General features: G+C 62.1%; 8 protein-coding genes. 1 reads left to right on the top strand and 7 read right to left on the bottom strand.

The annotated features are described in order from the left end of the window. From CS006_RS11095 to CS006_RS03890, 7 genes are all read right to left on the bottom strand, one after another. Positions 1 to 814: hypothetical protein (locus tag CS006_RS11095; RefSeq protein WP_207760000.1), on the bottom strand; the 814-nt coding region annotated here is incomplete at its 3' end. Positions 815 to 1,497: 683 nt separating this feature from the next. Next, complete coding sequence (locus CS006_RS03915) at positions 1,498 to 3,060, bottom strand: isopeptide-forming domain-containing fimbrial protein (RefSeq protein ID WP_100510508.1); 1,563 nt, start codon at positions 3,058 to 3,060, stop codon at positions 1,498 to 1,500. A gap of 145 nt (positions 3,061 to 3,205) precedes the next feature. Next, positions 3,206 to 6,625, bottom strand: coding sequence for a DUF7604 domain-containing protein (locus CS006_RS03910; RefSeq protein WP_165777234.1), 3,420 nt, complete (start codon positions 6,623 to 6,625; stop codon positions 3,206 to 3,208). Positions 6,626 to 6,745: 120 nt separating this feature from the next. Beyond that, positions 6,746 to 7,195, bottom strand: a complete 450-nt coding sequence (locus tag CS006_RS03905; protein ID WP_100510506.1) for a hypothetical protein — start codon at positions 7,193 to 7,195, stop codon at positions 6,746 to 6,748. 495 nt (positions 7,196 to 7,690) lie between these two features. After that, positions 7,691 to 9,202, bottom strand: a complete 1,512-nt coding sequence (locus tag CS006_RS03900) for an aspartate ammonia-lyase (protein WP_100510505.1) — start codon at positions 9,200 to 9,202, stop codon at positions 7,691 to 7,693. Between the two features lie 216 nt (positions 9,203 to 9,418). Then, positions 9,419 to 9,952, bottom strand: coding sequence for a nitroreductase family protein (locus CS006_RS03895; protein WP_165777233.1), 534 nt, complete (start codon positions 9,950 to 9,952; stop codon positions 9,419 to 9,421). A gap of 352 nt (positions 9,953 to 10,304) precedes the next feature. Beyond that, a complete protein-coding gene (locus CS006_RS03890; protein WP_100510880.1) occupies positions 10,305 to 11,861 on the bottom strand; it encodes an amidohydrolase in 1,557 nt (518 codons plus the stop codon). Between the two features lie 97 nt (positions 11,862 to 11,958). On the opposite strand from CS006_RS03890, the gene CS006_RS03885 reads away from it, so the two are divergent. Then, complete coding sequence (locus CS006_RS03885; RefSeq protein WP_100510503.1) at positions 11,959 to 12,801, top strand: mechanosensitive ion channel family protein; 843 nt, start codon at positions 11,959 to 11,961, stop codon at positions 12,799 to 12,801. Positions 12,802 to 13,254: the final 453 nt, after the last annotated feature.

Raw genomic sequence — 13,254 nt, 5'->3', positions numbered from 1 at the left:
GCAATACGGCGGCACCGTCATGATTGGACGACAAACCCGTGGTTTTCGCTAGTATCGAATGCGTGATAGGGGGGGGGGTAGCGGTTTTGTGGAGGTCGGAAAAGGCCGGTTCCCCATCCGAGGCGGCGGTCGCGGACGCACCGTCATCATCGGCAGCCCCGGCGGCATCCTGCGCAGTGGCATCATCATCGGAGACGGCATCACCGCCATTGTTCCCGGAGCCCGCTCTGCTTCGGCCTTCATCGAGCAACGCCGCCTTAAGCGAAACCACTTCGTGCTCGAGCTCGTCGATGCGACGCACCTGCTGTGCGATCAGCAGATCACGCAGGTCACGGCGGCCGGAACGCACATGCAGCTTGGGCTCGAACTCGTACAGAGCGTCATCGTCCATCGTTCCTTCATGCCGAACGCCAGCGTCATCTCTGCGTGCAGAGGAATCGCCTGCGGCAAAATCATACGAGCCCGCCGCAGTCGCAATATCAGGCACCTCGGCATCGGCGCCCGCGGCGGAACCGTCCGCGCTCTGCCCTGCCGCATGCGCGTCGACTCCCGACGCCTGCGCCATCAGGGATTTGTCGGTCAACAGGCCGCGCCAGCGGGCGATGCAGCGTTCGATGCGCTTGTACCCGATGAGCGAGGAGTCGAGTCCGGCGTCGCGGAAGATCTTCGCGGGGGATTCTCCGGCGGCGTAGCGCCGCATACAGTCGCGTTTGAACGCCTCGGTGTATCGAATCCGACCATTCGCCACGCGCGCCACGGCACGCAGCGAGCGCAGGTATGTAATCTCGTCGTTCGTGAATTCACTCACCGACATATTTGCCCCCTTCGCGACTATTAGGGTTTGCCGCATGAAGCCTCAGCCGAAGCCTCAGCGTTATGGTTCGCAATGCACGTGGTCGACAATTGGGGTCGATTCGACGCCGCAGCCATGAAACCGGTTTTGCAATCGATTGCGTTACCCTAACACCATGCCTGCGGCCATTTGTCGATATTTTGCCCTCGTCGTTGACCATCACACATTGCGATTGTTGGCTGGCATACCGGCGAATACGGGACGGACGTGGCGTGATTGCACGCGCAACTGACGCCCCCATGGTCTACCGGATGCACAAAGAATATTTATTTATAGGCACCGCTCAAATATGGAAAACAATGTAGCACAACGTTTTGGGCGATGACACATGTTTGTTGTCTTTTGTTTCGTTATAGCGGGAATCGAATGGCATATAACGCGTATTCGCTTGAAAACACTGGGATTCCTCGATGCCCACATAGCACAATGTTGTCCACCGGCGATATGCCGGCAGACAACATCATGATTGCAAGCAAAGTGACGGTTTCTCCGCCGAATACGTATCGGATGACCGGGAGACAGGGTGCACGACCGGCCGTCCAATACGCGGGAAAGCCAACCGGGCGTGATGCCCGGCCGACTTTATATGATTGCGGTTTCAGGCGTCCGAACCATCAGACGCTCGGACGCCCGTTCCCGGGCAATCAGGCGCGCAGGGCGGAACCCATGCGACGGGACTTGCCGTACACCGCAGCGGCGGCACCGGCGAGCACGACGCCGAGGGCCACGAACATGGCGATGCCGGCGGCACCGGTCTTCGGCAGCTCGGCGACGGACTTCACGTTGACGACAGTCTTCTTGGCCGGGTCGACGAGGCCGAACGGATCGAGGGTGGCGCTGTCGGAGAGCGCACCATCAGCATTGGTGATGGTCACGGTGAACTTGCCCTTGAAGTTCTGGTAGCCTTCGGCCACGGCGGTCTCCTCAACGGTGTAGGTGCCGTTGCCCAGGCCACCGAACACGAGCTGGCCGTTGGCCGGGGTCGTGAAGGTGTCGAAAACGGTCTTGTTGTCGGCGGCGGCCGTCTGGTCGGCGGCGAGGTAGTAGACGCCGTCCTTGGCGAAGAACTTGAGCACGGTGTCGCCGTTCTTTACCTGGAACTTGGCACCGGCAACGGCCTGGCCGGCGGCGTTCTTCTTGGTGAAGTCGAAGCCGTAGGACTTGGTGGTGGTCTTCTGGTAGGTCTTGCCGTCGTTCTTGAGCAGCTCGTTGGTCACGCCGTCCTTGAGGCCGGCGGCCTGCTCGTTCACCTGGGCGGTGTACTCCACGACGATGGTCTTGCCGGCGTAGGCGGCGAGGTTGTTCAGCGTGACGGTGAAGGTCTTGTTGCCATCACCCTGCAGGTCTGCATCGAGACCGGCAACCGCGTAATCGGAAACAGGCTGGCCATCGGCGGTCACGGTGAACTTGGTGTCGGCCTTGACGGTCAGGCCCGTGCCCGGGCGATCGGTGAAGACGAAGGACTCGGGGGCCGGGTTGGCGACCTTGCCGGTCAGCTTGTAGGTGAGGGTGTCGCCGATAGCGGCGGTGGCCTTGTTGACCTCCTTGGTCTTCTCTTCGTTCTTCGTGTTCTTGAAGTCGACGGTGGCACCGGCGGTCGGGTTGGTGAGCTGCTTCTGATCATTCACGGTACCGGAGGCGACGATCATCGGCACGGCCTTGGTCACGTCGGCGTTGCCCTCGGTCGTATCGAGGAACAGGTACACGCCGGCGGGCAGGGACACGGTGGCGGAGGCGCCGTTCACGGTCAGCGTCGGGGCCGGATTAACGGCCTTCAGACCCTGGGCAGTGGCGAGGGCGTTGGCGAAGGCGCGGGTCGTGCTGGCGGCACCGGCGGCGGCGGCCGTCCACGGACGGGTGGCGGACACGTCGAGCTGGCCGGCGGCGAGCGCATCGGCGAGGTCGACGTCGGTCTGGGAGTTCAGCGCGGTCTTCAGCGCACCGTTGACGACGGCGGCATTGTCGGCGTTGGTCTTCACACCGTAGACGGTGCTGTCGCCGGAGCCGTACTGCACGTAGTCGGCCAGCTTGTAGGCCGCGATGGTGCGGTTGGTCAGCTGGGCCGTGTCGTCGGCAGTGAACGTGAACGTGGCGTCGGCGGTGACGACGTCACCATCGGCCGCGTTCGCGGTGGCGGCGCCGAAGGCCATGCCGCCGAGCAGGGTCGCCGCTGCCGCGACGCCCGCGAAAAGCTTCTTCAACTTCATAAGAAACTCCTCTTCCTTTCATCAATGGTTGTTCTGCAACTACGGAAGCGGTAGCCATGCCGGCTTCCGCAGTCCGCAAATCTTGAAATCTTGAATTATGCGGGGAATGTCGGGCGAGCGGAAGCCCGCCCGACGACAATGGCAATCACGCCATGCGCTTGCGCCACACGAGGTACGAGCAGCCGGCGAGCACCAGCAGCACACCGGAGGCGATGAGCCATGCGCGTCCCGTGGTGCCACCGGTCAGCGGCAGCGCGGCGACGGTCGGGTTGTTCACGAACGCACCGCAGTCGACGTCCAGTCCTTCGGCGGTGAACCTGATGGATGCTCCGGCGGCGAGAGCGGCGACGGCCGGCCTGACGGGTTTCACCACGCACTTGTCCGAAACATCACCGTTCGGATTCGCGGGATCCACGGCCACCTTGTTGTTGCCGGACTGGTCCTTCTGTACCGCCGGAATCACGGCGAACGGATACTTCTTGGAGTCTTTCGCGTAGCCGTTGGGGGCCTTCGACTCCTGCAGCGTGTACTTGCCCCATGCGAGCTTGTTCACTGCGAACGAACCGTTGCCCTTATCGTTCGTCACCGTCACGGTCTTGGTGCCGTCCGGGCCGGAGAGCGTCCATTCGGAGCCCTTCAACGCCGTGCCGGCGGGGTCGGTCTTCGTCCAGGTCAGCGAACCGGGCAGGGCCGTGTTCGTCGCCGTGCAGGTCACGTTCTTGCCGGCCGGAATGGTCACGTAGCGGAGATGGTCGACCGTCAGCGCGGAGCCATCGGCGACGCACTGCCACGAACCGTTGTTGCCGTTGTTCTCGCCGTCGTTGTAGCCGTCGTAGTACGGGTACGGCGCGTTCGGGAACGACGAGTGGCGGTAGGCATCGTTATGTATTTCGGTCAGGTTGTACTTGCCTGCCGGCACCTTTATCGAGGCCGTGGCCCACGAGGGCTTCGTCTCGGAGGAACCGGACTGCACGTTCTTGGAATCCGGAACGCCCTTGTACGGGGAATCCTCCGGATTGACGAGCACGCCGTTGGAGCCCGTGGCGCGCAGGCTCAGCTCCCATGCGTTCGGGGCGGCGCCCCACTTGCCCGCATACGTGTTGTCCACAGTCTTCACCAGCGTTACAGTGGCGATCTTCACCTGGAGAACGGGCCTGGCGTAGGAGACGGGGGCTCCGTTCTCGCAATTGCTTGCGGAATCACCGCCGTTCACCGACGTGGTCACGCACTGCTGATAGGTGAGAGTCGCGGTCTTGTTGGAGTAGAAGCCGGGCTTGTTCGAGGAGGTCTGCTTGTCGGCGGCCGTGCCCGGAACATCCGTTCCGGCATCGCCCGTGTTGCCCGCATATCCATCCTGGTTCTTCCCGCCGTTCGAGGCGTAATCCGTATACGCCTGCTTGGTCGGGCGAACGTTGAAGCTCAACGTGTAGGTGTAACCGGACTTCAGCTCGTAATCGTTCAGGAACTGCAACGTCACCGTACCGGTGGACGCTCCGTTTGCGCCTTCGGCTGTGCCGGCCGTATACGTGACCTTATAGTCCTTGCCGGCCACCGGTTGGGGATCCAGCGCCTTGCCGTCGGCGTTCTTGGCGATTACCGTGGCCTTGGAAACGTCCTGGGCCGTCAGGTCCTTGACCTGCGCATACTGCGATAGATCGTCGGTAATCGTCACGTTCCGATATGACGTATCGGTATGCGTGATCTTGGCCACGATGCTCTTGAACGCGGTCTGCAGGTCGCCGCCCTTGGCATTCAGGTACTGAGCGATACCGGGCTTGGCATCGTTGATGCGGTCGGTGAAGACGTTGAGCGACAGCTTCCACTTGGTCGGACGGTTGCCGGAATCGTAGTCGCCGTAGGCCCAGTCGCCCTTATTCCAGTTTGTCGTGGTCTTGTTGCCGCTGAATGCGTCGCACTTCTTCGCGGAGCAGACCTGCGTGGATACGCTCTGCGTACTCGGGTCCATGTAGACGCTCTTGCTGGAGTCGGAATCCGCCGAGGTCACGTCGACGTTGATGAACTCATATCCCGCCTTCGCCAAGGCCTTGGCCGAGTCCAACGAACTGTTCCACAGGCTGGGCGTGAATTCCTCGACGTTCTTGTCGGTGTTCTTGTCGACCTTGGGTGCACCGTCGGTGACGAAGACGATGATCTTCTTTGCATCGGCACGGGCACCGAGGGCGTTCGCGTTCTTGCTCACGTAGTCGAGTGTGGCCTGCCAGTTGGTGCCGCCGACACCGGAGGTGTCCATGGTCCAGCCGTCGTCGATGGACGAGCAATCGCTATCGGTTCCACAGATGGTGTTGGTCAAGTCGCTGGCGGTGTTGGTGAAGTTGACTTTCTTCAGGCCGTCGGCCGGCGCATTCGTCGCAAACGGAATCGCGGCGATCTTCACGCCCTTGTCGCCGAGCTTGGCGTTATCGGAAGTCAGAACGCTATCGGCCAGCTGCTTGCTCGCCTGCTTGAGGTTCACGAAACGGTTGTCGGTCTTCATGGAACCGGTGGTGTCGGCGAGCAGGAACACGTCGACTCCGTTGCCTTCATCGCTGGCGGTGGACTTGCCGGTCACATCCAGCGACAGCGTGTACGTGCCGTCGCCATTGTCCTTGATGTACTTGCGATGCTGCGGAGCGACGATTTCAACGCCCTTCACCGTGTTGATGGTGACGGAATCATCATCTGACACCATCTTCGTGCCGGAAGTACCGGTTACCGTGGCGGTGTTGGTGAACGAGCCGGGACGGGCCATTTCCTTTGTCAGCGTCAGTGTGCCGTTGCAGGTCATGGAGTGGCCGACGGCCAGCGTGGTCGCCGGGCATTCGATATTGGCGATGTGCTTATCGGTCACCTGGACGTTGGTGAGGTCGGTGTTTCCACCGTTGGAAACGGTGAAGACATACGGCACCAAGTCGCCTTCCTTGAATACATGCGTGTCGGCGTCCGGATACGTGTCCTTGTTCACCGCCTTGACCAGGTTGATGTCGGGCAGGCTCTCCAACGAATGCGCGGTGAGGCCGCGAATAAGCTGAGCCTGGCTTGCGGCACCGGTACCGGCGGAGAAGCCGAACTTGATGGTCGACGGCAGCTTGTAGCCAAGCTTCTGATTCGCGACCACGGCGATTCCGTTGATGTAGACGGAAACCGTCTGGTAGCCATCGGCGTCGGGAGTGGAGATGATGACACGGACCGTCTTGCCGGAATCACCGGGAGCGTCGCTCCACTGACTTCCACTGGTGCGGAAGCCGCCGGACACCTTGGTTTCGGAGACGACGCAGTAGCCGCCGTTCCATTTGTCGTCGACGAGCGAACCCTGGCCGCGCAGAGTGAGATGTTCGGAGCCGCCCGGCCATTCCGTCTGGCAGTCGTTGCCGCCGGTAATACGATCGGTCGTACCAGAGCGATAGACATGCTGCACACTGAAGTTGCCGAACTGATCAAGTCCGACGCCAAGCACGCCCTGGGCGATGCCTTCGGCACGCGGCGTGTCACCCCTCCGAGTGCCATCGCCGTCCTCATCCACCGAGGCATAGCCCATGCCGGCGCCGCCGGCACCGGTCTGTTTCAACGTGGCGGCGCCATCGGTCAGGAAGAAGCTGATGCCATCGCCGTTTTGACCGTCGAAGGCCGTGCCCCCATACATGAAGTAGTTGAAGCTGATATCGAGACCATTGCGGGCGGGAATGCCCTAGTTGTACAGCACGGCGCCGCGCTTGCCGGTACTGCCGTCGGTCAGCTGCAGGTAACCGTCTCCCTGGTTCCCCTGAATGTCGCTGGTATCCTCTGTGTTCTTGCAATTGCCGTAACCGGCCGTCAGGCACGCATCGTTGGTCGTGGACCACTTGTCCGGTTCGCTGAACGTCGAGTTCCTGAAGGTCTCATTCACCAGCAGCGAGCCGGAGACCGACGGCTCGGCGGCGGCCTTTGCCCGAGGGGCCGGGACCGACCGCACGGCCTTGTCTGCGGAGACCGGCACACCGGTCGTGGTGGAGACATCAGGAGTCGCTTCGTCCCCTGCGGTCGCGGCGACGGCCGTTCCGGTTGCGGCCATGGTTCCGAGCATCGCGAGCGCGGACACCACGGCGGCGAAACGCCTGCCGAGACCCCCTCCACGCTTCGGATCTTCGTTGTGCTTCATGTTCTCGCTCTTTTCTCACACCGTCGCGCATTCGTCGTGCACTTCGGCGACGTCTCGACCGACACTGCTCCTCACGCAGGTCGATACACCCCTATGCGCAATACCTCACGCGCATAGACAGTTCCTACAAAATCGGCATAGTATCAACGAAAACCCTCCCACCCCATACCCCTTAAGACCCCTCGGGAGTACAGTAATTGCCCCCGATTCTTGCTGCATTGGCCGTCATCTTTGACGACCACACCACAGCCCCCGAATTCGTGGAATTTTCCCGTAGTTCACATTCCGGCCCCGCAACACGCCGTAGGGGTGGTGGGTACGCGGACCGCAGCGCAATTCATACAAAAAACGCCGTGGTCCATGGAAAAATGACTCTTTTCCATGGACCACGGCGAAAAATCACGAATATGCGACGTCGTCCATCGCCAGACGAATCAGGCGCCGATCAAACGACTGCTTCGGTGCTTCGGAAATCCGGCACTTCGGCGATTACGACTATCGACGTGCACGATCTCCGCGGGTATTCCCGCGTTCACGTCCGCTGCGATCGACGCGTTCGCGGCACGTCTGCCCGAGCCTGCGCGACAGTGTGATGGGGGCAAGCAGCTCGTCGAGCGTCTTCGCAGGCAGGTTGGTCTTCTCCCCCGCCACTTCGCGCACGGTCCGCCCGCTGGCCTCGGCCTCCTTCGCGATCTCCACGGCGTCCTCGTAGCCGATGGCCTCGTTGAGCGAGGCCGCAATCGACGGCGTCGTCTCGGCATAACGACGACCGACCTCCACATTCACGGTGATGCCGTTCACGCACTCCTCACGGAACACGTCCATCACGCGGGTGATGAGCTCCATGCCGCTGAGCAGCGAGTGGATGATCACCGGGTCGAACGCGTTGAGCTGCAGCTGCCCCTCGGAGGCCGCCCACTGCACGGTGGTGTCCATGCCGAAGACGGAGAACACGCACTGGTTCACGCATTCGGGAATCACCGGGTTCACCTTGCCGGGCATGATGCTCGAACCGGCCTGCCGTGCGGGCACGTTGATGTCGTTGAAGCCGCTGTTCGGTCCCGAGTTGAGCAGCCGCAGGTCGTCGGCCGCCTTCTTGAGGTGAATCGCGAGGTTCTTCACCGCCGAGGAGACCGCCACATACACGCTCATGTCGGTGACGGCGGCCACCGGATCAGGGGCGGCGGTGATCGGCAGGCCGGTCATCTTCGCCAGATGCCTGGTCACGGACGCGCGGAATTCGACGTTCGCGCAGATGCCGGTGCCGATGGCCGTTGCGCCGAGGTTCAGCACGGCCAGACGCGGCACCAGACGCTCGAATGCCGCGATGTCGGACTTCAGGAAGCTGGCGAACGCATGGAACTGCTGGCCGTATGTCATCGGCACTGCGTCCTGCAGCTGCGTGCGGCCCACGGTCACGTCGTTGGCGTGCCGGTCGGCGAGGCGGTGGAACGCACGGCCGAGCCTGTCGGTCGATTGGGCGAGCGGACCGAGCGCATCGATGAGCGCGAGCTTGCATGCCGCCGGATACGTGTCGTTCGTCGACTGCGACTTGTTCACGTCGTCGTTGGGATGGATGAACTCGTAGTCGCCCTTCTTATGGCCGGCCAGCTCCAGCGCGCGGTTGGCGATCACCTCGTTCATGTTCATGTTCGTGGAGGTGCCGGCTCCGCCCTGGAACACGTCGACGGGGAACTGGTCCATCCAGCGGCCTCCCTCGATCTCCATGCATGCCTGGCGGATGGCGCCGGCCTGCACGCCGGGGATGAGGCCGAGTTCCTCGTTGGCCGTGGCGCACGCGCGCTTGATGGTCGCGTACGCCTTGATGAGCTGCGGATGCGTGGAGTCGGGAATGTTGGAGACCTGGAAGTTCTCAAGGGCGCGCGCGGTATGAATGCCCCAATACGCCTTCGCGGGCACTTCGAGCGAGCCGATGCAGTCATGCTCCAGTCGCGTGGCGGTATCGCGATGCGTCTTGCGGGTGACTTGTGTAGCATGCCTGGCCATGAATCCTCCATTGAAAAGTGTTTCCACACCATAATGGCGGTTTGCCAAGCGAATCGTCAAACATCAGCCAAGAGCTGACAACACGTTCACAGTAGGAGCGTCCAGAAACGTTTGACTTGCGTCGGTGGCGAATATTCGCCCGACACAAGCCAAACGATGGTCGATGCCATTAGTCGATATCGTCGATATCATACGGCGGAATTCGGCGGACATCGTCTATTCGATGAATCGCGTGACGAAGTTCGACGTCGTCGGTTCGCGTTCCTCCGTAAGCAGTGACGTGTCGGCCGCATGGCCGAGCGTCATCGCCGAGACAGGCACGTAGCCGTCGTCGACGCCGAGTTCGGCGAACAGTTCGGGATGCGATTGCAGCGCCTTGATGACGCCGAGGATGTACCCGCTGCCGAGGCCGAGGTCCGTGGCGGCGAGCGCCATATTCTCGATGATGCCGGCCGCGTTGCAGTAGGCGGTGCCGCGTTCGATGCCGGATTCCTCGCCGGAGAGGAGGATGAGCACGGGCGCCTTGTAGGTCGGCCCGGTGCCCATGCGACCGGCGTTTGCGCCGGCGAGCGCGTCGATCCTGTCGATCTTCGCGCGGTCGGTGATGACGGAGATCTCGATGGCCTCGTAGTCGTGCATGCCGATGGGCGCGGCGTTGGCCGCTTCGAGTATGGTCTGGATCTGCTCCTTGGTCACCGGTTCGTCCGTGAATTCACGGCATGTCTTGCGTGTTCTGATTACCTGCATCATGTTCATGGCAACCTCCTAGCTGCTTGGATATCAGCCGTTGTGGCGTCGGCCCCGATGCCGACCTACCGCCCATTGTAGGAGGCCGAGCCGTGACTTTGCCGGATGCGAAACCGCAGTGTTCCTCTATGGGGCTCCCCTCAGTCCGCCTGCGGCGGCCAGCTCCCCTCCGTCGGGAGGGGAGCCAATGCAACAGGGCAAAGCGACATCTTGGCTGTGGCTCCTCATGAATTCGCACCGGTCGGCTTAATAAAAACCGACTGTATCGTGGCTCCCCTCATGAATGAGGGGAGCTGTCGGCGTGGCCGACTGAGGGGAGTTGATGTCCCGTATGGAACCACTCGCCCACATTCATCTACAGCGCGAAGTGGGTCCAACGGCCGGCGCACATGGTGGCGGCGACGGGCATGGACCGCAGTTCGGCGGCGGAGTAGGCGGCGTAAGGGTCCTTGTCGAGCAGCACGAGGTCGCCGGGGTCGCCGACCGCGATCTGCGCGCCGTTGCCGAAGGTGGAGGATTCCAGCGCGGTCTGGATGCCGAGGCGCTGTTCCGGCTGGTAGGAGTCGCGTTCGTTGTCGGTGCGGTAGACGGCCGCGGCCATCGCCACCCATGGGTCGAGTACGGCGACGGGGGCGTCGGAGCCGAATCGCAGCGGCACGCCGGCATCGTACAGTGTGCGGTACGGGAACGGGATGGCCGACGTGTTGCCCCAGTATCGGGTGACGACGTCACGGTCGTCCACGGCGTGCTGCGGCTGCACGCTGGCCACGAGGTCGAGCCGCTTGAACCGTTCGACGTCACTGGGCTTGAGCAGCTGTGCGTGTTCGATGGAGCCGGTGGCTCCCGTATGTTCGAACGCGTCCAATACCACGCTGTTCGCCGCGTCGCCGATGGCATGGCAGGCCACGTCGAAGCCGTTGGCGCGGGCGAGGGTCATGTAGTGTTCGATCTGCTCGGGGCTGTAGCTCAATACGCCGCGTGTTTCGGGGGTGATGGACGAGTACGGTTCGGAGCAGTAGGCGGAGCGGGTGTTGAGCGAGCCGTCGGAGATGAGCTTCATCGTGGTCACGTGCCCCAGACCGTTGCTGCCTTCGATTTCCTTGCCGCCATGCCAGCCGTCGGCGATGGCGTTTTCCATTCGTTCGGGGTAGACGCCCACGCGCACGCGCAGCTTGTCGATGCCCTTGTCGAACCGCTTCTGCCATTGGGCGATGGTGTCGGCCATCTCGTAGTCGCAAATGCCGACGACGCCCTTGCTCGCCGCGTCCTGCTCCGCGGCCTTGACGAGCTTCAGCTGTTCCTTGCCGGTGGCGTCGTCGAGCTTGCTGTAGGCGTCGAACCATTCGAGTTCGCCGACCAGACCGGAGTCATCGACGTGTACGCCGAGTCGTTCGGCGGCGGCCGTGTTCACCCATCCGCAGTGCATGTCGGCGCTGGAAAGCGCGACGGGCTGATCGCCGGCGACGGCGTCGATGGCGGCCAATGACGGCTGTTGGTCGTCGGCCCACAGCGAGTGGCGGAACCGCATGCCCACTACGAACGTGTCGGGGTCGAGTCCGGCGAGGGATTCGCGACGGTCGTCAAGATAGTCGCGCAGCATCTCCATGGCCTGATGAGCGCTCGTGGCCTCGAGCAGATCGAGGCGGCCGAACGTCGCCGCCCACTGGGTGAAATGCGTGTGTCCGTCCCATAGGCCGGGAATGACCCATCGGCCGCCGGCGTTCACGGTTTCGGTGTATTTGGCGGTGTAGGCCGGTTTGGCGAACGTTTCGCCGTTATCCCGTTCATGGGCGTCCCCCGCCGCCGCGATCCGTGTGACGACGCCGTCAAGCACGGTGATATCCACGATGTTATCGGTTCCCGGAATACGCGCATTGGTGATGCGCACCTCAGTGTTTCCCATGCCGCCCATCATGCCACAGTTCGTTGGCCGTCGTCGCATGGTTCCCACCTTTGCCGTCCAGCGTTCCTTTACGTGGCGTACAGCATCGACCCCCTACGATGGAGGGATGGATATTTCTCAATCATCAATACGCGAGTTCTTCGAAAACCCGCTGCTGTGGCTGGAATCGAACGCCTCGCGCATCATCTTCCTTATCATCGTGCTTGTCGTCACCGCCGTCGTCGTCAAGGTGGTGACGAAGGGCATGCGTCTCGCCTTGGATAAGACGGATATCCCCAGCGCTTCCATATTTATCAACATCGTTCGTGTACTGCTGTGGGTGTTGGCCGCGAGCATCGTGCTGCAGCCGGTGTTCGGCATCAATCCCACCACGCTGATGACGGCGCTTGGCGTCGGTGGTATCGCCGTTTCCTTCGGTCTGAAGGATACGATCGCGAACATCATCGGTGGTTTCGGACTCATGCTCGGCAAGGTGGTGCAGCCCGGCGACCTGGTCTCCATCAACGGCGCGACCGGCATCGTCAAGGATGTGACGTGGCGTCATACGATTGTGGTCGAACGCGCCGGCAATGAGATGTGGATTCCGAATTCGGTGCTCAACACCGCCGCGTTGGAGAAGATGCCGGAACCCATCGAATCGATGACGACTATTCCGTTCACCGTTCGCGGCGGCAAGGATGTGGACACGGATGCGATCGCCGCAGCAATCATCGAATCGGTGCAGGCGACCACGAAGGACATTATGCTGCCGGATAATCCGCCACTGGTGAAGTTCAGCGGATTCTCCCCGTACGGCATCGAGGGCAAGGTGCTGCTGTTCACCAAGCCTGGTGTACTGCTGTCGACCATGCAGGATCGGGCTGCCCGTGCCATCGCGGGCAAGGGCTTCCTCGTGCAGAACGCCGCCCCAGAGGATGATGATGAGGCCACGCCTGTGATTTCGGCGTAGTCATTTGCCTCAAGTATTCTCGGACATCACCGCATAGACAAAGGCCCCGACGGGATTCCCATCGGGGCCTTGAAGTCTGCGGAATAAGAATACATCGTGGGGTGCGGAGGGTTTTGATGCTCCTCGATGGGGTCCCGGCGGGGCTCCTCCCCGGCCCGGGTCCCGTGGGATGCTCCGGCCGCGGGACGGCAAAGGGAATAAGGATGATGGGGAGAGGGGGCTGAAAAAAAGGAAGGATGATGGGGAGAGGGGATGGAAAAGGGAAGGATGATGGGGAGAGGGGATGGAAAAGGGAAGGATGATGAAGGGGGAGGATGATGAAGGGGAAGGGCATATGGAAAAGGCCCCCTGGATGCTTCCAGGGGGCCTTCGTGAAGTTTGGTTGCGGCGGCGTGCTACTCTCCCACACCCTGTCGGGTGCAGTACCATCGCCGTGCCGGGCCTTAGCTTCCA

The sequence above is a fragment of the Bifidobacterium primatium genome (assembly GCF_002802875.1).
Lineage (GTDB): Bacteria > Actinomycetota > Actinomycetes > Actinomycetales > Bifidobacteriaceae > Galliscardovia > Galliscardovia primatium.
This window is presented reverse-complemented; position numbering and strand designations above follow the sequence as displayed.

Bases quoted from the DNA above. Each gene is read 5' to 3' on its own strand.
- CS006_RS03915 (WP_100510508.1), bottom strand. From the start codon at position 3,060: ATGAAGTTGAAGAAGCTTTTCGCGGGCGTCGCGGCAGCGGCGACCCTG.
- CS006_RS03905 (WP_100510506.1), bottom strand. From the start codon at position 7,195: ATGAAGCACAACGAAGATCCGAAGCGTGGAGGGGGTCTCGGCAGGCGT.
- CS006_RS03900 (WP_100510505.1), bottom strand. From the start codon at position 9,202: ATGGCCAGGCATGCTACACAAGTCACCCGCAAGACGCATCGCGATACC.
- CS006_RS03895 (WP_165777233.1), bottom strand. From the start codon at position 9,952: ATGATGCAGGTAATCAGAACACGCAAGACATGCCGTGAATTCACGGAC.
- CS006_RS03890 (WP_100510880.1), bottom strand. From the start codon at position 11,861: ATGGGCGGCATGGGAAACACTGAGGTGCGCATCACCAATGCGCGTATT.
- CS006_RS03885 (WP_100510503.1), top strand. From the start codon at position 11,959: ATGGATATTTCTCAATCATCAATACGCGAGTTCTTCGAAAACCCGCTG.